The 20,820-nt window shown below is 51.4% G+C and carries 18 protein-coding genes; 7 read left to right on the forward strand and 11 right to left on the reverse strand.

The annotated features are described in order from the left end of the window. Nucleotides 1-2: 2 nt before the first annotated feature. The 4 genes from GILYN3_RS13780 to GILYN3_RS13795 form a co-directional block, all read right to left on the reverse strand. Nucleotides 3-836, reverse strand: coding sequence for a glucosaminidase domain-containing protein (locus GILYN3_RS13780; RefSeq protein WP_049723531.1), 834 nt, complete (start codon nucleotides 834-836; stop codon nucleotides 3-5). Between the two features lie 39 nt (nucleotides 837-875). Next, nucleotides 876-1,544: a replication protein P gene (locus GILYN3_RS13785; RefSeq protein ID WP_049723532.1), complete on the reverse strand. Its 669-nt coding sequence runs from the start codon at nucleotides 1,542-1,544 to the stop codon at nucleotides 876-878. Continuing rightward, a complete protein-coding gene (locus GILYN3_RS13790; protein ID WP_049723533.1) occupies nucleotides 1,456-2,583 on the reverse strand; it encodes a DnaT-like ssDNA-binding domain-containing protein in 1,128 nt (375 codons plus the stop codon). The genes GILYN3_RS13785 and GILYN3_RS13790 overlap by 89 nt, the downstream gene beginning before the upstream one ends. 128 nt (nucleotides 2,584-2,711) lie before the next feature. Then, nucleotides 2,712-5,039 carry a fatty acid cis/trans isomerase gene (locus GILYN3_RS13795; RefSeq protein WP_049723534.1) on the reverse strand — a complete coding sequence of 776 codons (2,328 nt, stop codon included), beginning with the start codon at nucleotides 5,037-5,039 and terminating at the stop codon, nucleotides 2,712-2,714. Nucleotides 5,040-5,204: 165 nt separating this feature from the next. Here GILYN3_RS13795 and GILYN3_RS13800 point away from each other — a divergent pair, with 165 nt between their 5' ends. Continuing rightward, nucleotides 5,205-6,809, forward strand: coding sequence for a carbon-nitrogen hydrolase family protein (locus GILYN3_RS13800; RefSeq protein ID WP_049723535.1), 1,605 nt, complete (start codon nucleotides 5,205-5,207; stop codon nucleotides 6,807-6,809). A gap of 204 nt (nucleotides 6,810-7,013) precedes the next feature. Beyond that, nucleotides 7,014-8,018 carry an LLM class flavin-dependent oxidoreductase gene (locus GILYN3_RS13805; RefSeq protein ID WP_049723536.1) on the forward strand — a complete coding sequence of 335 codons (1,005 nt, stop codon included), beginning with the start codon at nucleotides 7,014-7,016 and terminating at the stop codon, nucleotides 8,016-8,018. Here the strand turns inward: GILYN3_RS13805 and GILYN3_RS13810 are convergent. The 3 genes from GILYN3_RS13810 to rsgA form a co-directional block, all read right to left on the reverse strand. Beyond that, nucleotides 8,010-8,738 (reverse strand): mechanosensitive ion channel family protein, encoded by a 729-nt coding sequence (locus GILYN3_RS13810; RefSeq protein ID WP_049723537.1) that lies wholly within the window; start codon nucleotides 8,736-8,738, stop codon nucleotides 8,010-8,012. The genes GILYN3_RS13805 and GILYN3_RS13810 overlap by 9 nt on opposite strands. 104 nt (nucleotides 8,739-8,842) lie before the next feature. Next, nucleotides 8,843-9,649 carry a sulfurtransferase gene (locus tag GILYN3_RS13815; protein ID WP_049723538.1) on the reverse strand — a complete coding sequence of 269 codons (807 nt, stop codon included), beginning with the start codon at nucleotides 9,647-9,649 and terminating at the stop codon, nucleotides 8,843-8,845. 48 nt (nucleotides 9,650-9,697) lie between these two features. After that, the gene (gene rsgA, locus GILYN3_RS13820) at nucleotides 9,698-10,717 is read right to left on the reverse strand and encodes a small ribosomal subunit biogenesis GTPase RsgA (protein WP_049723968.1); all 1,020 of its coding nucleotides are present in this window, start codon (nucleotides 10,715-10,717) and stop codon (nucleotides 9,698-9,700) included. 61 nt (nucleotides 10,718-10,778) lie between these two features. Between rsgA and orn the strand changes: the two genes are divergently transcribed. Beyond that, complete coding sequence (orn, locus tag GILYN3_RS13825) at nucleotides 10,779-11,333, forward strand: oligoribonuclease (protein WP_049723539.1); 555 nt, start codon at nucleotides 10,779-10,781, stop codon at nucleotides 11,331-11,333. Nucleotides 11,334-11,571: 238 nt separating this feature from the next. After that, entirely contained in the window at nucleotides 11,572-12,390 is an 819-nt protein-coding gene (locus GILYN3_RS13830; protein ID WP_049723540.1) for a hypothetical protein, read from the forward strand. 69 nt (nucleotides 12,391-12,459) lie between these two features. On the opposite strand, the gene GILYN3_RS13835 is transcribed toward GILYN3_RS13830, so the two are convergent. From GILYN3_RS13835 to queG, 4 genes are all read right to left on the reverse strand, one after another. Further along, nucleotides 12,460-13,767: a hypothetical protein gene (locus GILYN3_RS13835; RefSeq protein WP_157484939.1), complete on the reverse strand. Its 1,308-nt coding sequence runs from the start codon at nucleotides 13,765-13,767 to the stop codon at nucleotides 12,460-12,462. 191 nt (nucleotides 13,768-13,958) lie between these two features. After that, nucleotides 13,959-14,345 (reverse strand): DoxX-like family protein, encoded by a 387-nt coding sequence (locus GILYN3_RS13840; RefSeq protein WP_049723542.1) that lies wholly within the window; start codon nucleotides 14,343-14,345, stop codon nucleotides 13,959-13,961. A 148-nt stretch (nucleotides 14,346-14,493) separates the two neighbouring features. Further along, entirely contained in the window at nucleotides 14,494-15,948 is a 1,455-nt protein-coding gene (gene gnd / locus GILYN3_RS13845; protein WP_049723543.1) for a decarboxylating NADP(+)-dependent phosphogluconate dehydrogenase, read from the reverse strand. A 196-nt stretch (nucleotides 15,949-16,144) separates the two neighbouring features. Next, nucleotides 16,145-17,266: a tRNA epoxyqueuosine(34) reductase QueG gene (gene queG, locus GILYN3_RS13850; protein ID WP_232305600.1), complete on the reverse strand. Its 1,122-nt coding sequence runs from the start codon at nucleotides 17,264-17,266 to the stop codon at nucleotides 16,145-16,147. A gap of 167 nt (nucleotides 17,267-17,433) precedes the next feature. Between queG and GILYN3_RS13855 the strand changes: the two genes are divergently transcribed. The 3 genes from GILYN3_RS13855 to GILYN3_RS13865 are packed head-to-tail and all read left to right on the forward strand — an operon-like array spanning nucleotide 17,434 to nucleotide 20,816. Further along, nucleotides 17,434-18,927, forward strand: coding sequence for a bifunctional ADP-dependent NAD(P)H-hydrate dehydratase/NAD(P)H-hydrate epimerase (locus GILYN3_RS13855; RefSeq protein ID WP_049723545.1), 1,494 nt, complete (start codon nucleotides 17,434-17,436; stop codon nucleotides 18,925-18,927). After that, entirely contained in the window at nucleotides 18,920-19,396 is a 477-nt protein-coding gene (tsaE, locus tag GILYN3_RS13860; RefSeq protein ID WP_049723546.1) for a tRNA (adenosine(37)-N6)-threonylcarbamoyltransferase complex ATPase subunit type 1 TsaE, read from the forward strand. The genes GILYN3_RS13855 and tsaE overlap by 8 nt, the downstream gene beginning before the upstream one ends. Nucleotides 19,397-19,439: 43 nt before the next feature. Then, on the forward strand, nucleotides 19,440-20,816 hold the full coding sequence (locus GILYN3_RS13865) for an N-acetylmuramoyl-L-alanine amidase (RefSeq protein ID WP_049723547.1): 1,377 nt from the start codon (nucleotides 19,440-19,442) through the stop codon (nucleotides 20,814-20,816). Nucleotides 20,817-20,820: the final 4 nt, after the last annotated feature.

The raw sequence follows: 20,820 nt of genomic DNA on the forward strand, positions 1-20,820 counted from the left end.
TGTTAATAGTCTGTGTCCAATGAGTCGAGTTTATTGTATTTAATAAGCTCAGAGATCTCGTCTACGTAAACTTGTCCGCGGCTAGAATAACCCGTTAACCCAGGAATTAATGCCAGACCGCCAATGCGCTTATCTGCTTGGCGTAATGCCGCGCGGCGTGTGCGTACATCGCGGTATGTGCGATGGGTGTTAATATTGCGATAATAGGCGTTAACCGCTTGTTCTAGGCTGGAAAATTTCCGTACCTCGTGTGCGGCACCTTTTGAGCGGCGCTTGGGGATTAAGCCGCAGCCTTTGGTGTAGCACCACTGACCAAATAAATTTTGTGCCTGTTGGGCAAAGCGAGAGGTTCCCCAGCCCGATTCCGCCGCTGCTTGGGCGATCACCATAGAGGCGGGAATTACATCGATTCGCAACAGTAATTGTTCAATTTTTTGTGCCGTTGTTAATGCTTGTTGCAAATCATTTTGGCTGTCATTTTTTTTGTTTTTAATCTTGTAGTGCAACACTAAACGCTGCAGTTGACCTTTTTGCACGTGGGTCAAGGTTTCGCCGCGAGCGAGCCTTGCCTGCATCTCAAGCACAAGCTTGCGCACCTCTAATAGCGCGCTGTTTTTTTGTGCAATCATGGGGGTAATTAACTGAATAAAAGTTTGCTTGCGAGTGGGAATGTCGGCAATGTCCTGCATGTTAGGCAATAAAGTACTGCCCTCAATGCTGCCCAGTTCGGTGGGGGTGTAAGTGCTGTGAGAGAAAAACATAACCAGCGACAGTGTGGCCAAAGCATAAAGGGCCAGCGCGCCAGCCAGTAGCTGAAATTTACGTTGCTGGGGCATCGCGACCTCGAGGCTGCTAGGTGATTTAGTTGCTATTAATTAAAGATCTAATGAATCGCGTAGAGCTTGCATACGGAGCTGGTTTTCTTCGCGGCTAAGAGGTGTCTCAATATTCTCGGGTAGCGCTGGGGTATCGGGTGCGGCTAGTTCTTCGCCATTAATAACGCGCTCACATAGACGTTTATAGTGCTGTTCAAAAACCGGAAAGGCAGCCCGTTCGGTACTGCTACTTAGAAAGTACCAATCGCTGGCGCGACCGGCGTAATACACCGCTGGGTGACTCCAAGCAAACGTGGTTTTGGGTGAGGGTGCTTGGCAGGCTTCGACATAAGCGGCGTGGGGATCTTTTAAACCGTGCTTACGCGGGTCACCCTGACAGGCCACCATCATTTTATTTAAAGTGGGAAGGTACTCGGAGGTTTCTATCACCTCGCGTGCGCCACGGCGGATGGTATCTGGCTCAAAGCGTTGCAGTGACTCTAGCCACAGTTTTTTGATTTGGCCAAGTACCGCACCATCGCTGTAAGCTTTGTAGTACTGGTTGTGATAATTAATACGAAACAGCGCAAACACCTCATTGAGTGCATCAATGTGAGCATCACTGGGCGCGGCGTGGCTCTCAGCTGGCCCAGCTGCGGTCGGTGAGGTCTTGGATGAGGCTTCGATCTCGCGTTGCGCTTGTTGCAGTAGTTTGTTGCTGTCCTGCATGGTTATGTACCTGTGTCGGCTGAGCATTGAGTGCGTGTTGACGCGCCCAGTGATGTTTAACGTGTTGTAAGAATTTGGTGTTCCAAGAGGCGTTAAGCTGGTTACTGTCGCGCCAGAATAAAACAAACTCGGGGACCTGTTGTCGAGCAAAATCTAAATTAATATTGGCCAGCTTGAGCACATCGTAAACATCGCGGCTGGGTTGCCAGTCGGGGGCGATCCGTTGTGGCGCGGTATCGTGCTCCAGTGCGCTGGTGTAACGCGCCCATTGGCGTTTTACGTGTTGAATAAACTTGCTGTTCCAAGTGCGTCCTACATCGCCACGCTCGCGCCAATACAATACAAATTCGGGTATGGCATCTTCTACAAACGCTTGGTTGATATTGGCGTTGCGTACCAAAAGTTGCATGGCATCGGGCGATGGACGCCAGTTGTCTTGTAGCGCGACGTCTTGGTCGCGCTTAAATAAGCCGGTTTCGTGTTCACGCCACTGGCGCACCACATGCTTAAGAAACTTGGCTCCCCAAGCGTGATGGGATTCGCCGCGCTCACGCCAATAAGTAACAAACTCTGGCAGCTGTTGCCGAATAAAATAATCGGGAATGTTGTATTGGGCAATTTGTGCCATTAGTTCGGAATCGGGCTGCCATTGGGCACCAATGGTATTACTTTGGCGCAGTGCCGGGCTGGGGGCTGGGCGCCGCGCCGCAATCGGTGCGTTAACGGCGGCGCTTGGTGCGGCGATTACCCCGGCCGCTAAGCGTACCCGCAATTCACCGCTTGAGGTGAACGGCGGGCTTAACAGCTCGATTAAACCTTGCTCCTGGAGGTTTTTGCTAATCCGTTGTACGTCTTCGGGGCGCCAAAAGCCCAGTCGTTCGGCGGCACCAGCGGCGTTTAAGCAAACGGTATCTTGTGCCTGTCCAGGCAGCACCAGCTCACCCAGCGCACACAACATAATCGCCTCTTCTAGGCCAATGGTGGCGGCTAAAGAGGGCGAGAGCAATAGCGGTTTTTCGGGCAGTAGTGTCGAGGTCATAGGGTGCACTTTAGCATTGTTCGGGGGCGTGTTTGTAGGGGCTTTTACCGGCTGAGCTTAGCGGCTACCAGCTTCCGCTACGCTTATGCACTGTGACTGCTTGAGGCATTATATATTGCTGCACGAGGTTAGCGGTTTTCCAGCCGGTTGTAATCTAACAAACCGGCCGATTGCGGCTGATCACGATGATACAGCGCAAGAATTTGGTCGCTAATTTGCCAAAAGTTAGGGTCAGAGCGGCTAATGCCATAACGGCTTTTTAGCTGTTGGTAGTCGTTGATATCGTTAAGCTTGCCAATAGCGGTGACAAACTCGCTTAATTGATCGTGCTCGACCAGCCAAAAGCTATTGGGGTAGGCGCCAATAATACCGGCGGTGACGGTTAAGCCATCTTCACCGGGTAGGCGGTGTGCGTCCTCGCGCAACAAAGACGTCAAGCTGCTGTGGGCGCTGTTGCGTAGCAGGCTAAAAAGCTCGCCCTGTGGTGTTAAAATAATACTCGCCTCGGGCATAATGCTGGCGGCTTTACCGGTAATATTTTGCAACTTGTTAAACGCGAGGGTTTGCTCTTTAGGCCACATTAATTGTTGGTAGGCCGTGCTGTTTTTGTAGGCGGGAGCGACCCGCTGCGCGAGCAGGCTAAGCAGCTCAGATTTTGGCTGGTCGCTGTGATAGTCGACCCCTTTAGCTGGCGGCAAGCGGTTGAGGTAGTTATCTAGAAAGTGACTAATCTCACCTTCGGCGCCACGATACCAATAGTCGATAACGTCATCTTGCGAGTTTTTCGGCAAAAAGGCGACAAAGTTCATTTCGCCTTCAATGCGTAAAAAGTCCATATACAAGCGGCTTAATAGTTGGTGAGAAACGTTGCCATAGACATCAAACCCCGCCACCAGTAAATAGTGTATTCGCTCTAGCAGCGAGTAGTTAATTAGCCAGGCGGTTTTAGGTTGTTGTCCCACTAAGCCCTTTACCACAGAGGCGCTGTCATTGTGGCGGAAGATGGTTAATGCGGCGTTGTCGTTGCGGCCGTCGCCGTCCCATACACTGTCGAGCGTTACGGTGCCGTGCTCGTCAATGACCTCGTTGATATGCTCGGCGCGTCGTTTTAAATATTCTTGCTGTAAGCCGGCGTACTTTAACCAATTATTTAATGGCAGCAAGGTGTTGCCGGCTTCGGCGGGCATTTGTAAAAACTCACCGTTATCGGCTAAAAATTCACCTTCACTCTCGACACTACTGGCTTCTGGCGCAATAAAAAATACCCAAAAATGATCTTGAATTACGTTTAAAGCCACCTGCCCACGGCAAACCGGCCCTTTAATAAAATTCATGATGGTAAATTGCGCTTCATCTAGTAAAAAGTTGTAGCGCGATTGCACCGGAATCTGCCGGAAACTGACAAATGGGTTGGCCGACACTTCGGGGCTGTAACCTGGCAATTGCGTTACTTGGTAGTCGGCGGCAATAAACCACTCGCGCCAGCGCTGCATTCGGGCGTCATCAAGTTGATAGGGCAGGTAGGTTTTGGCTAACCGGCTGGAAGGGTCGTGCCAAAAACGGTAGTACACACGTGCCACAGCTGGGTCATCGAAGGGGCGGCGGGTGCTGATACGCTTGATCGGCTCGCCCGGTGCGGTCGATGAGCGCACTAATCGGAATAAATCGTCGGTATTGTCGCCAAGGTGTACCGAGGCAATAAATAGATGCTCGTAAATATAGCGCGCAAACAACCGCAGCTTCGGACTATTACCGTTTAGTAGTGTCTCCCAGCGCTCAATATCGTCTAGTACATCGGCTGATACTGCTCGCGCAGGCCCACCCTCGGCGCCGTGTGCCAGCCAATCCATCAACTGTTTATGTTCGTTTTGGGCTAATCCTGGCAGGCCGTAAGGCATACCCCACAGCGGGTAGTCGGCAGCAAAGCGATCAAAGCTCTCGATTTTGGGGCACTGTTGGTTGCGTTTGGTCGAAAAATCAAAGGTGTCGGGCAACACTTGAGTCAGCGGTAGTGGGTGAGCGCTTTTAAGGCTTAGCGTGCGCGCCATAACACCGGCGCTTAAGTTTGCCTCGGGGGTGTTGATGCGCTCATTAATAACAGGAAAGAAGTCTTTACTGCGCCAAGCGCTGGTGGTTTGGGCGTCTTCAAACAGGCGGGTTAGATTGGCCCCTAGCAAGCGCGTGCCATCGTACACCTTACTTTTATTGGCGCCGCGTAGCAGGCCCTCGTAAGAATCCAGTTTTAGCTGGCAAGGCGCATCGTAGCAACCGTGACAAACCGTACAGCGCTTTTCGAGCAAGGGCCGGATGTGAGTTTGATACTGATCGGTATCTGCGCCGGCTGTGACCTCGCGTGGCTCAGGTGTGCCAAAGTGTTTGTTCAGCCCAGAGGCGCCGATAGTTGCGCAGCCAACCACCAATAAGGTTGTCAGGATAATTAAACGGCGAGAGAGCATGGCAAGGTTCCGGCTACAGTGATGCTGGTTGGCTGGCAAGACTCAAGTGACGATACGTAAAAGACGACACCTAAACGATAATCGCCGTAGCATAACACAGGGACTTTGTTCTAAAGTGTCGCAATGTAGATTCACGGCATTGTTCACTCAAGGTAATAGTAAATCATGGCGAACACTCATAGTAATAAACTGGATGATCCCAAAGCGCACCTTACTGTGCGTAATGCCACCTTGGCCGATGTCGATTCGATCGTAGAGTTGTCTGATCGAGTTTATACGCCAATGGGTATGGGGGCTTACCCTCGCTCGGCGATTGTTGGGCAAATAAACAACTTCTCTCAGGGGCAGATCGTCGTCATGGTTGGCGATGTCCTTGTGGGCTATAGCGCAACGTTCCGTATCTCTGGCAAGATCGCCCTCAAGCCTCATACCTGGGTCGAGATTACCGGTAATGGCTACGCCTCGCGGCACGATATAAACGGCGACTGGTTGTATGGGATGGAGGTGTGTATCGACAATGATTACCGCGGTTATCGTATTGGTCAGCGCTTGTATAACGAGCGTAAAAAGCTGTGCCAATCTTTGGGCTTACAAGGCGTGGTGTTCGCTGGCCGTTTACCCAATTTAGGGCGGCGCTTGAAAAAGTTTAAAACAGCCGAAAACTACATCGAACAGGTGATGCAAAAAAAGGCCAAAGATCCGGTCTTATCGTTTCAGCTGCGCAATGGTTTTGAGCTGATAGGTGTGATCCCTAACTACCTTGACGAAGATCTCCAGTCGCTGGGTTACGCGGCGCACATGAAGTGGGAAAACCCTAATGTGCCGGGTGCCGATGATCTGCCCACCAAACAATTTGGCGTGCGCATGCCCGATGTCGTGCGTGTGGCTACAGTGCAGTACATGCAGCGGCGGGTTAGCTCGTTTAATGAATTTATTAAATACGTAGAATATTTTGTCGATGTTGTCGCCGACTACAAAAGTGATTTTGTTGTATTTCCAGAGCTGATGACTTTACAGCTTTTGTCGATTGAAGATCAGGAACTATCGCCCCACGAGTCGATCGAGGCTCTAACCAAATACACACCGCGCTTAAAAGAAGCGTTTCGTGATATGGCGTTGCATCACAACGTTAATATTATTGCCGGTTCGCACCCAACGCGAGTAGAGAACGGCCGCATTGAAAACATCGCTTACGTATTTTTGCGCGACGGCCGCACCTTTGAACAACCCAAAATTCACCCTACGCCCAACGAGGTGTATTGGTGGAATATTGAAGGAGGTAGTACCTTAGAGGCGATTGATACCGATTGCGGCCCGATTGGTGTATTAATTTGTTATGACGCAGAGTTCCCCGAGCTGGCACGCCACTTGGCAGACCAAGGTGTGCAGTTTTTGTTTGTCCCGTTTTGTACCGACGAGCGGCAAAGCTATTTACGGGTGCGTTACTCGTGCCAAGCGCGCGCGGTAGAAAACCAATTTTATGTGGTTATGTCGGGTAATGTTGGCAATTTACCTAATGTGGCCAACATGGATATACAGTACGCTCAAAGTTGTATTCTAACCCCTTGCGACTTTGCTTTTGCCCGCGATGGTATTGCCGCTGATACCACACCCAATGTCGAGACAGTCGCGTTTGCCGACTTACGCCCCGAGTCACTTTTGATGGCGCGCAACAGCGGGACTGTGCAAAACTTAAAAGATCGCCGACACGATTTGTATCGTATGGTTTGGAAAGGCGATCGAATTAAGTCAAAAAAGTCTAAAGGCTAAGAGGCTATAAAAAGCATAACGAGTGGCGCTCGGTTAAGTGTAAAGTTTGTCCGCCACTGAAGCCATGTAGCCAAAGCCTAATGCATGTACCACCACGGTTTGCGGGTGACTAAAAAGGTCATCCGCTTTACGAATCTTTTACCCAGCATTGGTAATAGCGCGTTATGCTGAGCGCCCCTCGAAAGTTGTACGTCGGAGTCTTTTATGTCCCTGAATGATATTGCTTATTCCGTTCTGGATTTAGCCCATGCGCGTATTGATGCCAGTTATGGCGATGCCTATGCCGGTATGGTCGATAGTGCACGCCATGCCGACGCACTTGGCTACCAACGTTACTGGCTGGCCGAGCACCACAGTATGGACGGCATCGGTAGCTCTGCTACCAGCGTGCTAATAGGCCATATTGCCGGCGCAACCAAGCGAATTCGGGTTGGGGCCGGCGGCATTATGCTGCCCAATCACGCTCCTATTATTATCGCCGAACACTTTGGCACACTAGCGGCGCTTTATCCCGACCGTATTGATTTAGGTGTGGGTCGCGCCCCCGGCAGCGATGGCGCAACGATGCGAGCACTGCGCCGCGATCTAACCAGCGGAGTCGATGATTTTCCCGAGCAGTTGGCCGAGCTACAGTATTTTTTAGACGATGCACGGCCCAATCAAAATGTTATTGCGGTGCCAGGGCAGGGTAGTCACGTACCCATTTGGCTACTCGGCTCCAGTTTGTACAGCGCGCAACTGGCCGCTAAACGAGGTTTGCCGTTTGCCTTTGCCTCGCACTTTGCGCCGCGTTTAATGATGGAGGCGTTGCACGTTTACCGCGCGGGGTTTCAGCCTTCTGATGTGTTAGATAAACCTTATGCCGCGATAGGGGTGCCGGTGGCTGCCGCCTCAACCGATGCTCAGGCCGCGCATTTATTTACCACGGCACAACAAAGTATTTTGGCGTTGTTGCGCGGCGAGCACTTGCGATTACGGCCGCCGGTTGCATCGATGGAAGATTTGTGGAGCCCGATAGAGGCGCAGCATGTGCGCGACTTTCATCAAGTTGCCGTTGTGGGCAGCCCCAGTACGGTTAAAAATAAATTGCAAGCGTTGGCGGCAGAGACTGGCGCCGATGAGTTTATTTTTGCCAGCAGCTTCTTTGCACCGCAAGATAAGCTTAACTCACTACAAATTGTTGCCGAGCAAATGCGCGGCTCAGTTTGATGCGGGCGGCTTGGTGTCGGTATCGTGTGTAAAGCTAATCGCGCTTGAACGAAGGTGTAAGTCTCGCTGCGGAAAAGGAATCTCTATGCCGGCCTCGCGCAGGGCATCGTCAATCGCCCAGAGGTAATCGGAAGTCACCTGGGTGGGCCGTTTAACCGCGGCCGGTTCTACCCAAACACCCAACATAAAATTCAAACTGCTGTCGCCAAAGCCGCTCATCCAAACCACCGGCTTGTGCTTTTCGTCATTCAGGGTATAGCTCACACTGGCGGCGGCTTTTAGTACACAATCGCGCACCAAGGTTTTGTTAGAGCCGTAAGCCACTCCAAGCGGGATACGAAAACGACGAATATTTTCTTCCATCGTCCAGTTAATTAAATGACCACTGATAAACTCGGAGCTGGGAATTAAAATATCGACGTTGTCGGCGGTGCGAATTAATGTCGAGCGCAATTTTATCTCTTGTACCTCACCCATCAGGCCCGATTCTAGTTCGATAAAATCGCCCACCTTAATGGATTTTTCTAACAAAATAATAATGCCCGAGACAAAATTATTAACAATTGATTGCAGCCCAAGGCCGATGCCAATGCCGAGCGCACTGCCGATAATAACCAGTTTGTCGAGTTGAAACCCCAGCACGGATAGCGCGCCTATAGCGCCCATCATAATTAAAAAGTAATAGACGATACGGTTAACGGTGTAAAGCTGATGCGCCACCGTTGCGTGGCGATAAACACCAAAATACTGACGAATAAAGCCCCAGAGGTTAGGTTGTAACTGCGAACCTTTAAAAGCGTAACAGTAAGCCTGTCTGACGCTCGCTATACTTCGACGGGGGTGTCTGGGTGGTTGCCCCACTCAGACCAAGAGCCATGATAAGCATCGATATCAAACCCCAGTGATTTACCGACTAAATAAGTAAAGCCTGAGCGATGATGGCTTTGGCAGTGGGTGACAATACGTTTGGCACCGGTAATACCACGGCTGGCTAAATAGTCGCTGGCATCGGCGCGAATACGCAAACTGTTGTGGCGATCCATCAATTCCGTCCACTCAACATTAATAGCCCCAGGGATATGCCCGGCTTTTTGTGTGAGTACTTTCTCGCCGCTGTACTCGGCGGGGCTGCGAGCATCTAAAATCTGTATCGAGTCGCTCTCGAGTCCCGCTAAAATATCGGGAATTTCCACCAATCGTTTAGGGCTTATTTCCACCTCGATGGGCTTGGATTGAGGGTCTTCAACCTCTGAGGTAACCGGCAGCTCAGCGCTTAACCACGCGTGCAGGCCACCGTTTAAATAGCTGTAGCGCGAGTGGCCAATCATATCCAGCGTCCAAATAAAACGCCCGGCCCAGCCGCCGCCCTCGTCGTCGTACACGATAACGTGAGTGTCGGGTGTTAGCCCTAAATAAGTAAATAAACGGTTGAGCTGCTCGACCGGCGCAATGCGCCCCGGTGCGGGTGGACGATTGCACAGTAGCATTTGTGGCGGTACATGCACGGCGCCCGGTATATGGCCACGGCGGTAATTCGCCTCGCTGGATAAATCCACAATCAGAGGTGTGTTTGACTCACCCAACAACGGCAAAAGCTCGGCAGGTTCGACGATTAACGGGAGGCTGGACATACGGCTATCCTTTTAATGACGGTTGCGGTTATCGGCTTAAGGGGCAGCTTAATAGCCACCTCGGCCCGGATGCAAATCGGCCAAAATATGGCGGTATCCGGCCAGTCGGCCAGGGCTAACTTCGCCCGCTTCTAGAGCTTTCAAAATAGCACAGCCCGGCTCGTGGGTATGTGAACAGTCGCGGAATTTACAGTAGCCAATGTAGGGCCGAAACTCTTTAAAGCCGGCCAACACATCATCAGGTGCTATGTGCCACAGGCCAAACTCACGAATCCCGGGGGAGTCGATCAAGCTGCCTCCGGTGGGGATGTGTAACAACTGTGCACTGGTGGTGGTATGGGTGCCGGTTTGGCGCTCGCTGAGCTCGCCGACCCGAATATTGCTGTCGGGCAGTAGCGCATTGACGAGGGATGATTTACCCACCCCCGATTGTCCCACCAGCACGCTGGTAAAGTTGGCTAAGTACGCCTTAAGCGGTTCTAAGCCTTCATCATTTTTGGCCGAGGCGTGCAGCACCTGGTAACCAAGGCTGTTGTATAGCGTTGCAATCGCCTCGACCTTGGCGCGCTGATCGTCATCAATTAAATCGACTTTATTGATTACCAGTGCCGGCTCAATACCTATCGCCTCAGCGGCCACTAAATAGCGGTCGATAAGGTTAAAGTGCGGCTCGGGGTAAGGGGCAATCACAATCACAATACGGTCAATGTTGGCCGCTACTGTCTTCATATCGCCGTTAGCGTCGGGGCGGCTCAGGGCCGACTCACGATCGCGCTTAGCGACCACCACGCCGTAAGGGTTGCCATCGCGCCAGACGACTTTATCGCCGGTAACCAAACCGCCCAAATTACTGCGAAAATGGCAGCGCTTACGCATCAAGTTGGCATCTTCGATCATTACCTGAGTGCCGTAATGGGTCACAATCAAGCCGTCTTGCTCAGGGCCTAAATCACTCTCGCTTAGCTTGGCATCGGTGGTGTCATCGCGCCGCGAGACGCGTTTTTCGCGCTCTTTTTGGATCTTGTCAATCCGCCATGATTGACGTCTTGTTAGTTTACGCTTGCTCAAAGGCACGTCTCGGTCGGTGGTGGTAAGATACTGGAAACAACATTGTAAAGGAAAACACACTATGACCCCTACCACCAACGATGACAATCTGATCTGGATCGACCTAGAAATGACCGGCCTTGACCCCGACAGCGACGTTATTATCGAAATCGCCACTATTGTCACCGATGCCCAGCTAAACATTTTGGCCGAAGGCCCCGTACACGCCGTATACCAAGCGCAGAGTTTTTTAGAGGGTATGGACGAGTGGAACACCCGCCAGCACGGCAAGTCCGGCTTGGTCGAGCGGGTGCAAAACTCTACAGTCAGTGCCGCCCAAGCTGAGGCCGAGACCATCGAGTTTTTGCAGCAATGGGTACCCGCCGGTAAATCTCCCATGTGTGGCAACTCCATCTGCCAAGATCGTCGCTTTTTAGTTCGCGGTATGCCCACGCTTGAGCGTTACTTTCACTACCGCAACCTAGACGTTAGCACCCTAAAAGAGCTGGCGCGCCGCTGGAAGCCCGAGGTGTTAGCCGGCGTTAAAAAAACCGGCGCGCATTTGGCGATGGACGATATTAAAGACTCGATTGCCGAGTTGGCGCATTATCGGGAGGAGTTTATTAATTTGGGGTGATGGGCACTATCGTCGCATGGATTGGACTCGAGTTATGAGACGTTGTGAAATATTTTTCGTGGCGCGACGAGAAAGATTCAAAAGGTACGCCCAATACATTCGACCATTTGGTCTTTCTGCGTTCTGAACGGTATGGACATATACTTTTTCTTCGTTTTTCTAAAATAGATGAATGTTGGACTTAAGGGGGCAGAACTTGTGGTTGAACTGGTTTAATTAAGGACGATAGGGGTGATGCTTGATTGATGATATTGATTTTTTGAATAGTAAGTTTGATCAATTAAGGCGTGAGATAGGGAATTTACACTTCCGTCAGTTGCTCATTCAGCATGAGAGGCAAGAAAAGAGGCGGGTTTCAACTTGGGTGACGGGAAAGTGGTCTCCTATATATCGTAGCCCTTATGATGGAAAAAAAACAAGCTATAGTGCGCACGGAATTGACAGCGAGACGGAGTACCAGTCAATTTTGTCGGAGCAACAAAATTCAATGTATCGCTGGCTTATTGTCGATTGTTATGAATTTTTTAATAAGTATTTGAAATCTCTTAAGCCGTACATCTTAGCTGGTCCTAATATAACGAATAGCGGAAGACATACTCGTTTATGTGAAGAGTGTGGAGATAAGATTGGTCGAAAAAGCATGTTCGATCAGTTGGCTTCTCGATTACATCAAAGCCCAGATTTTAATCTTCTTTTGAAGAAGGCATGTATCGATATAGATTTGGATGTTGCAGTCTTAGTGCTGTCTGAATTTAGAAATATAATTGTACATAAAGCAGGCAAGCTTTCTGATTTCGAAGGCTTCGTTGACCGGATTATGGTTAAGGCTTCGTGGTCAGGGTTAGATAAAAGAAGGCGAGTTTATAATTTTTCATGTGATTTTGTAACAACAAAGCACTCTCCTTTGTTGCCTGAAAATTTAAATTTTTTGGAGCGGCCGTTTAAAGGCTCCAGCTTGCCTGGGCATCATTTGGACCTTTATCAAGAATTGTCTGGTTGTTTTGTGGGGTATGCGGAGTTGGTTCGAGACTGCTTGGTTCGGCGTTTGGAATTGTAGACATATAAACGCAATCAAGACACAAAAATGGGGAGCCCGAGGCTCCCCATTTTTGTGTTTCTTTTCAACCTACATATCTTTTTGGTTCTGAATGTCATCAAAAATATGGCTTAAGCCAGTAGTGGCTGTGCTGCCTGGCGTGTAGCCGTGGCAAGCAAAACAATTTACGACACCGTTAGTGGATGTTGTGATGGTTCCGCCGCTGTTGCTCACAGTGCCTTGGAAGGTGGTTTCCATCACTGGGTTGGCCAGTTGCATGGAGCCGCGTTGGTTGTCGGTGGTGGCAGGTTTGGATGGGTCGCTTACCCACAGTGCGCCGATGTTGAAGTAGTGCTTCCATATTGCCATGTCTGATGGCACAGCAGGGCTGGCCAGTAGCGTTTGTATTTGTCGATTGAGTGATTGCACATCGGTGATATTCTCATCGGCATTGTGGTCTCCGGGCGCAGTGCCCTCGGGGAATACGCGGCAGATTTCCGATGCGTTGCCCGTTAGGCTGCTGGCTTTTTCGGCGACATTTAAGCCACAGCTTTTCATGCAGCTATCGGAGGGGTTGTTTAAGCAGGTTTGGCAGCTGTTAGAGAGAAAAGACCAACCTTGTGCCGGTGCGGTTGCGGGGTTTTGGCAGTTGGGTGCGTTGTCTTTATGCTCAAAGCTTGCCCATACCAGCTCTCGGTGCTGGGGGGTACCGCGCACTAGGTGAATGCCGATCAGTCCGAGTGTTTCGTCGATGGGTGCTCCCTGTTCTGGGATGACGTCGGCGTTAATCGAAAAAAATCGGTTGGCATCACTGCTGTCAATGACACGCCAGGCGAGTTTTAACTCGGTGGTGTCGGCTGGTAAATCACCCGAGTCGGGAGCGTCACACAAGCTGCGACCAAATGAGATGCTATAAAATACTACGTTTTTATCTTGATCGTAAATGGTCGCACCGCCACCGGCTTGGCCGATACGTTCGGGCAAGGTAAAGCTGGTATCGGCGGCTTTATCTTTGACCATACGAACAAAAAATACCGGTTTGTTTGACGTGTTAGTGCAAGAGTTGCCGTCAATTTCCAATACCGGGTAGTTGGCGGCAACTTGAAAGTTACGCAGGCTTGGATCGGATTCTGACGGTGACATCAGATAAAAGAACCACTGCCAAGAGAATTGATAAAATTGACAGAAATTGTTGCCGCCGCCGGGAATTTCATTGGGCGGATTGGGGTTAGTGATCCAACTTAATTCAGCGAGACAAGCTGCCCCCAAAGAGCCGTCGGTAGCGGTGGCGTTAAGGAGCGGTGTGGTTGGTGTTGCGGATGTAGTACTTGTGTTGTTATTACACCCCCCTAAAAGGGTTGCCAGGGTCATTATGATGAGTATGCGTGAGAGCGTCATGCCTAAACCTCCAGTTGTTCAGCGCTAAGACTATTTGATGCGGGCGAATGCCCCGCTAAATTGTAGATGCTCCATCAGTTGGCGCAAGGATTTGCATAGAACCATTAAGCATGACCGAGGCATTTATATATAAATTTAAGTCGGCGAGCCTTGATGCCGACTTTATAACCTCTTGATTACTGTTATGGAGGTTAGGCTTTAACGGTAGAGTTTAACCGGTAGGCGACTATGGATAGTGCGAGCACGCTGATGTTCGTGGTCACTGGGTTAAATGCCGCGAGTGATAGTGCCGGCTGAAATACCATTGCAAAGCCTAGTAATCCCACCATTAAAATAGCGCTGGCAAGTAGGGGCCATTGTTTGCGCCAAAGTAATAACACTAAAGTGCCAAATATCAATTCGCTAACGCCAGCGATATAAGAAAGAACGGTAGCTTGGTATTCATTGAGCCCGATGGCCATATTCATGCCGAGCTCATCGGCGTGAGGGCCTAATAATTTGGGTACTAATCCGTGATACAGCCATATAAGTGCGACTGTGGTGCGGCAAATTAAATAGTTTAAAGAGTCGCTTTGCATATTACTTTTAAGTGATCCGTTATCTGTGTCGATCCAAGGTTTATGTAATGTGGCGAGCTGGTGGCCAATATAAAAACGGGGAGCCCAAGGCTCCCCGTTTTTAATTCCAGTCGCTGTTTAAAATCGCAGCTACTGTGTCCTCTACTACTTACACATCGTAAGTAGTAGAGGAGGTGGAGCCACCGCGACCGGTCCAGTTGGTGTGGAAGAACTCACCGCGTGGTTTGTCTAAACGCTCGTAGGTGTGTGCGCCAAAGTAATCGCGCTGTGCTTGCAGCAAGTTGGCTGGCAGGCGAGCGGTGCGGTAGCCGTCAAAGTAAGTCAGCGCCGAGGTAATAGTCGGTGCTGGGATGCCGTTGCTAATAGCCGCTGCGGCAACACGACGCCAACCGGCTTGGGCGTTTTCGACGGTGGTGCGGAAGTAGTCGTCGAGCAACAGGTTTTGCAGCTCTGGGTTGTTATCAAAGGCTTCTTTGATGTTACCCAAGAACGATGAGCGAATAATACAGCCACCGCGCCACATCATGGCGATGCCGCCGTAGTTGAGCTTCCAGTTGTACTCTTTAGCCGCTTCGCGCATTAACAGGTAGCCTTGCGCGTAAGAGATAATTTTAGAGGCAAACAATGCGTCGCGCAGATCGTCGATCAGTTGTTTTTTGTCGCCGGTAAAGTTTACTGCGGGGCCATTGATAACTTTAGAGGCTTCTACGCGCTCTTCTTTTTTGGCAGACAAGCAGCGGGCAAATACCGCTTCAGAGATTAGGGTTAGTGGTACGCCCAAATCCAAGGCGATAACGCCAGTCCATTTGCCGGTGCCTTTTTGGCCGGCGGTGTCGAGAATTTTTTCTACCAGCGGCTCGCCGTCTTCATCTTTAAACGCCAAGATGTCGCGAGTGATTTCGGTCAGGTAGCTGTCCAGTACGCCGGTGTTCCACTCGGCAAACACTTCGTGCATTTCGTCTGGGCTCATGCCCAGTACTTCTTTCATGATTTGGTAGGCTTCACAAATCAGTTGCATGTCGCCGTATTCGATACCGTTGTGTACCATTTTCACAAAGTGGCCAGCGCCGTTCTCGCCAACCCAATCGCAGCAAGGGCTGCCATCTTCTACTTTGGCCGAGATGCCTTGGAAGATGTCTTTGACAAATGGCCATGCGGCCGGTGAACCGCCGGGCATGATTGAAGGGCCAGTAAGCGCGCCTTCTTCGCCACCAGAAACGCCGGTGCCGATAAACAGCAAGCCTTTGCTTTCTAGGTAGGCGGTGCGACGATCGGTGTCGGGGTAGTGGGTGTTGCCGCCGTCGATGATGATGTCACCTTCTTCAAGGTGTGGGATCAGCTGCTCGATAAAATCATCGACAGGCTGTCCGGCTTTAACCATTAGCATGACTTTGCGGGGTTTTGCTAACGACGCCACCAGCTCTTCAATCGATTTAGCGCCGCGAATATTTTTGCCGGCTGCGCGACCTTCAATAAAGTTGGTGACCTTTTCCACAGAGCGGTTATACGCCGTAACTGTGAAGCCTTTGCTTTCCATATTGAGGATAAGGTTCTCACCCATAACAGCGAGACCGACCAAACCGATATCAGACAGTGTTTTCATAGCGGACCGTACTTTTCAGTGGTTAGAATAAGATAGCTGTGTAACCAGTTAGCGCCGCCAGGAACAACATGGGCATTTGCGGCTGGGTCACAGAGGGCGGCAATTGTACCCGAAAATATAACCATTTGCTCGTAAGTCCCCTATTTTTATTGGTTATAACACCAATAGTTGTAGCTTGTAGTGGCCATGAAATGGGTTACGAGATCGGTTGTTTGATTTTGCGCCGCCGGCGCCGAGTGGGGTTGGCCTGTTGCTGCAGAGCCCAGTGAATATGCTCGTCGACCATCGGGCTAACTTGGCCTAAAGCGCGAGTGAGCGCGGCGATGATGTCCGGCTGCGTGGGCGCATTGCCAAGGCCTATGGCGAGATTGCGCTGCCAGCGTTCAAATCCGATACGGCGAATCGCCGAGCCCTCGGTGTTTTTTAAAAAAGTCGTCTCGTCCCATTCAAACAAGGCGAGCAGGTCGGGGTTGTCCAGTCCGTGGCGAGGTAAAAAATCTGTCTCGACGGTGGCTTGCGCGTATTTGTTCCAGGGGCAGATGGCCTGGCAGTCATCGCAGCCAAACACACGGTTGCCCATGGGCTCACGAAACTCTTCAGCGATTGCGCCTTTATGCTCGATGGTTAAATACGAGATGCAGCGCCGAGCGTCTAGTGTGTAAGGCTCGGGGAAGGCATCGGTGGGGCACACTTTTAAGCAGGCAGTGCAGTCGCCGCAGCGGTTGGGTTGCTGGCTGACATCAATGGGCAGCGGCAAGTAGCTGTAAAGCTCACCCAAAAAAAACCAGCTGCCGGCTTTATCGTTGAGGATTAAGGTGTGCTTGCCGGTCCAGCCAAGACCGGCTTTGGCCGCCAGTGGTTTTTCGGCAACGGGGGCGCTATCGGTAAAGGCACGCATTTGCTGCTCACCTTGGGGTTTTAGTTCGTCGGGCAGGGCGGCTTCGATTTTTTGCCCGAGTGTGGCCAAGCGTTTACGAATCAGTTTGTGGTAATCGCGTCCCAGCGCGTACCTAGAGAAGTAAGCTTTTGTCGGGCTTTTTAAGATCTTAATAAGTTGTGTGTCGCCGGGTAAGTAATCCATCCGCGCCGATATTACTCGCAGGGTGCCCGGTATTAAGTCGCTCGGCCGCGTGCGTTTATTGCCGTGCTCGCCCATCCACTGCATATCACCTTGATAGCCTTTTGCCAGCCACGCTTGCAGTGCTCGCTCTTGTTGCGCGAGATCGGTATCGGTAATGCCGACCTGCTGAAAGCCTAGTTCGCGGCCCCAGCGTTTAATATCGCGGGCAAGTTGATCCCAGTCGAATACAGTGGTCAAAAGCGTTCTCATCTGTTGTGTTGGCCGCTAAGTCGGCGGCGCCTAGTCACCACTACATAGTGTTGGCCGCGTGCATCCCCTATAATGGCGCTTTTGCGATGCTGGCGGGTATTTTGTCAGCGTATTGTACTGATTTTTGACCCAACTTTTGCGAGTTTCCGTATTTTATGACTGCCAACAGCTCTTCTAGTGTGCTTTATACCGCCGCCCAAGTGCGTGCGCTCGACAACGCTTTTATCGCTTCCGGCGTGCCAGCAGCGGCGCTTATGAAGCGCGCTGGTCGCTCGGCGTTTGAGCTTTTATGTGAGCGCTTTGATGAGCTGAGCGAAATCACCGTATTTGCTGGGGGTGGTAACAACGCCGGTGATGGCTTTGTGGTAGCGGCATTAGCCGCTGCGCGCCGGTTGCCAGTTACCGTGGTGTTGCTGGGTGACCCAGAAAAACTCGGCGAAGCCGCGCGCGCCGCCTATGATTATGCCCGTCAAGAAGGCGTTATTATGATGCCGCCGGGGCCCGCGCCCACCCGCGGTGTGATTGTCGATAGCTTGTTGGGTATTGGTGTTAGCGGGGAGGTGCGACCCGAGTACCGCAAAGTAATTGAGCAAATTAACAGTGCTGGCTTACCTGTGTTGTCGTTAGATATGCCTTCGGGCTTGTGTGCCGATACCGGTGCTGAATTGGGTGTGGCGGTTAAAGCGGACATAACCATCACCTTTATCGCTAACAAGCGCGGTCTGTTTACCGGCCGTGGCCCGGCCCTTGCCGGCGAGTTGCTGTTGGATGATTTGGCCGCGCCTGCTGATATCTACGAGACAGTCGAGGCTGAGGTTAAGCGGCAGAGCTTTGCCAATTTGCGAGCCGCTTTACCAGCGCGTCAAGCCGATGCACATAAAGGTGACTTTGGTCATGTGATGGTAATTGGCGGTGATGTTGGCCGCGGTGGCGCCGCGATGATGGCCGCCGAGGCCGCTGCGCGTGGCGGTGCTGGTTTGGTGAGTTTGGCAACAAGGCCGGAACATGTAGCTGCCATGTTGGCCCGTCAGCCCGAGGTCATGGCCTGTGGTGTAATCTCGGGCCAAGAGTTAGAGCCGTGGTTGGTGCGACCTACGGTATTGGTGGTGGGGCCGGGCTTGGGGCAATCGCCTTGGTCTGAGCAAATGTTGCAGCAGGCACTGGCGACTGATTTACCGCTAGTACTGGATGCCGATGCCCTTAATTTAGTCGCTAAAGGCCGCCTGTGGCCAGCGGGTAAAAAGCGTGATAATTGGCTGCTAACACCGCACCCTGGCGAGGCGGCAAGATTGCTCGATTGCAGTACGGCCGAGATACAAGCTGATCGCTTTGCCAGCGTGCAACAGCTGCAACTGCAATATGGTGGCGTTGCCTTGTTAAAGGGGGCGGGCACTTTAGTGGTTGGAGCCGATCGCCCGATTAATATTATTGCCGCAGGTAACCCCGGCATGGCCAGTGGTGGCATGGGTGATGTATTAAGTGGTTTATTGGGCGCGCTGTTGGCGCAGGGCTTAAGTTCATATGATGCCGCTAACCTTGGTGCCAGTGTGCACGCTCATGCGGCTGATTTAGCGGCCGCCGATGGCGGACAGGTGAGTTTGTTGGCGACCGATATTTTGGCTTACGTGGGGGAGCTTTTAGGTGACTGAGCGGTCTACTTGGCTGGCCGATGAAGCCGCGACGGTGGCATTTGGTGAGCATTTGGGTGGCCAGCTCGCGCAATGCTCGGGCTGTGTTAACGTACATCTAGAGGGTGATTTAGGTGCGGGAAAAACCACCTTAACCCGTGGTGTGTTGCGCTACTTTGGTCATCAGGGCGCCGTTAAAAGCCCAACTTATACTTTGGTTGAAGGCTATGAGCTGCCGGAGCGCACGGTTTATCATTTTGATTTGTACCGTTTAGGCGACCCGGAAGAATTAGAGTACATGGGGATTCGCGATTATTTTAGTGATAATAGCCTTTGTCTAATCGAATGGCCGATGCGTGGTACGGGAATTTTGCCCGAGCCGGATGTCGTGGTGGCGCTTAAGGTGCAAGCGGGAGGGCGTCTTGCTATGCTGAAGGCCTTTACAGCTACGGGCACGGCGGTATTGGACAAGTTGTGCAGCGGCGTTTGATGCCGAGGCTTTTACTTAAAACACTGACACATAAAAAGGTTTTATGCCGCAAACTGTTTTGACATTACCGAGTTCCACCCGCAGGTTGCGCTCGGCGTTGCTATGGTTAGCTTGCGTTTTGTGCTTGCCGTTGTTGGCACACGCGGCCGATGTCGATAGTGTTAGGTTGTGGCGCGCGCCCGATCACACCCGTCTGGTATTTGACTTGTCGGGCCCCGTCGAGCATACGCTGTTTACTTTAAGTGATCCTAATCGCGTAGTGATTGATGTGAGTAATACTCAATTCCATGCCGACTTAGAGGCACTGAATTTAGACGAAACGCCCATTAAAGAAATCCGCTACGCGCCACGTGACGGCGGTAATTTACGGGTGGTTTTAGATCTATCCACAGCGGTTAATCCCAACAGCTTCTTCTTGCCGCGCCAAGCGGGTACCGGTGATCGATTGGTGGTTGATTTAAAAGATCGCGCGCCTACCACTGCCGGTCCACCGCCGCCGGTTGCTCAGCCCCCCGATATAGCCAGTAGCGGTATGCGCGATATTATTATTGCTATCGACGCAGGGCACGGCGGTGAAGACCCTGGCGCCTCTGGTCCCAATCGGCTGCGAGAAAAGGATGTCGTCCTTAAAATCGCGCAAGAGTTAGCAAAAGCGGTTAATGGGCGGCGGGGTTATGTCGCCAAGTTAGTGCGCACGGGCGATTATTATGTCCCGCTGCGCGAGCGGCGTAATATTGCGCGGAAAATGCAGGCCGACTTATTTATTTCGATTCACGCCGATGCGTTTACCAAACCCTCGGCCAAAGGCGCCTCGGTATTTGCGTTGTCGCGCAGTGGTGCCACCAGTGAGATGGCGCGCTTTTTGGCGCAAAGTGAAAACGAATCGGATTTGATCGGTGGCGTGGGCAGCGTTAGCTTGGAAGATAAAGATGAAGTCTTAGCTGGGGTGTTGGTGGACTTATCCATGACGGCCACCTTAGGCGCAAGCCTGCAGGTAGGTGATTACGTTTTAAAATCTATGGGACAGGTGGCGCACTTGCATAAACATCAGGTTGAGCAAGCGGGTTTTGCGGTGCTTAAATCTCCAGATGTACCGTCTATTTTGGTCGAGACAGGTTTTATTTCAAACCCCGCAGAGGCAAAGAATCTTGCCAACAGCGGCTACCGCACACGTTTAGCCGCGCAATTGCTTAAAGGTATCGAGCAATATTTTAATCAGTTTCCGCCTCCCGGCACTTACTTGGCCAATAAAAAATTTGGCGGTAATGGCGGAGTGACCGAGTACACGATTGCTCGCGGCGATACCTTAAGTGAAATCGCTAAGCGTTTTAATATAAGCGTGAGTCAACTGCAGCAACTGAACAACCTTAATTCGCAAACCATCAAGGTCGGGCAAACTCTACGTATCCCCACCTCTTAACTGG

It is taken from the genome of Gilvimarinus polysaccharolyticus (genome assembly GCF_001187555.1).
Taxonomy (GTDB): domain Bacteria; phylum Pseudomonadota; class Gammaproteobacteria; order Pseudomonadales; family Cellvibrionaceae; genus Gilvimarinus; species Gilvimarinus polysaccharolyticus.

What these genes read in the sequence shown, in the direction of transcription:
- GILYN3_RS13815 (WP_049723538.1), bottom strand. Translation starts at nt 9,649, where the DNA reads ATGTCCAGCCTCCCGTTAATCGTCGAACCTGCCGAGCTTTTGCCGTTG.
- GILYN3_RS13785 (WP_049723532.1), bottom strand. Translation starts at nt 1,544, where the DNA reads ATGCAGGACAGCAACAAACTACTGCAACAAGCGCAACGCGAGATCGAA.
- GILYN3_RS13805 (WP_049723536.1), top strand. Translation starts at nt 7,014, where the DNA reads ATGTCCCTGAATGATATTGCTTATTCCGTTCTGGATTTAGCCCATGCG.
- GILYN3_RS13790 (WP_049723533.1), bottom strand. Translation starts at nt 2,583, where the DNA reads ATGACCTCGACACTACTGCCCGAAAAACCGCTATTGCTCTCGCCCTCT.
- GILYN3_RS13780 (WP_049723531.1), bottom strand. Translation starts at nt 836, where the DNA reads ATGCCCCAGCAACGTAAATTTCAGCTACTGGCTGGCGCGCTGGCCCTT.
- orn (WP_049723539.1), top strand. Translation starts at nt 10,779, where the DNA reads ATGACCCCTACCACCAACGATGACAATCTGATCTGGATCGACCTAGAA.
- GILYN3_RS13865 (WP_049723547.1), top strand. Translation starts at nt 19,440, where the DNA reads ATGCCGCAAACTGTTTTGACATTACCGAGTTCCACCCGCAGGTTGCGC.
- GILYN3_RS13855 (WP_049723545.1), top strand. Translation starts at nt 17,434, where the DNA reads ATGACTGCCAACAGCTCTTCTAGTGTGCTTTATACCGCCGCCCAAGTG.
- GILYN3_RS13795 (WP_049723534.1), bottom strand. Translation starts at nt 5,039, where the DNA reads ATGCTCTCTCGCCGTTTAATTATCCTGACAACCTTATTGGTGGTTGGC.
- gnd (WP_049723543.1), bottom strand. Translation starts at nt 15,948, where the DNA reads ATGAAAACACTGTCTGATATCGGTTTGGTCGGTCTCGCTGTTATGGGT.
- GILYN3_RS13840 (WP_049723542.1), bottom strand. Translation starts at nt 14,345, where the DNA reads ATGCAAAGCGACTCTTTAAACTATTTAATTTGCCGCACCACAGTCGCA.
- GILYN3_RS13800 (WP_049723535.1), top strand. Translation starts at nt 5,205, where the DNA reads ATGGCGAACACTCATAGTAATAAACTGGATGATCCCAAAGCGCACCTT.
- GILYN3_RS13835 (WP_157484939.1), bottom strand. Translation starts at nt 13,767, where the DNA reads ATGACGCTCTCACGCATACTCATCATAATGACCCTGGCAACCCTTTTA.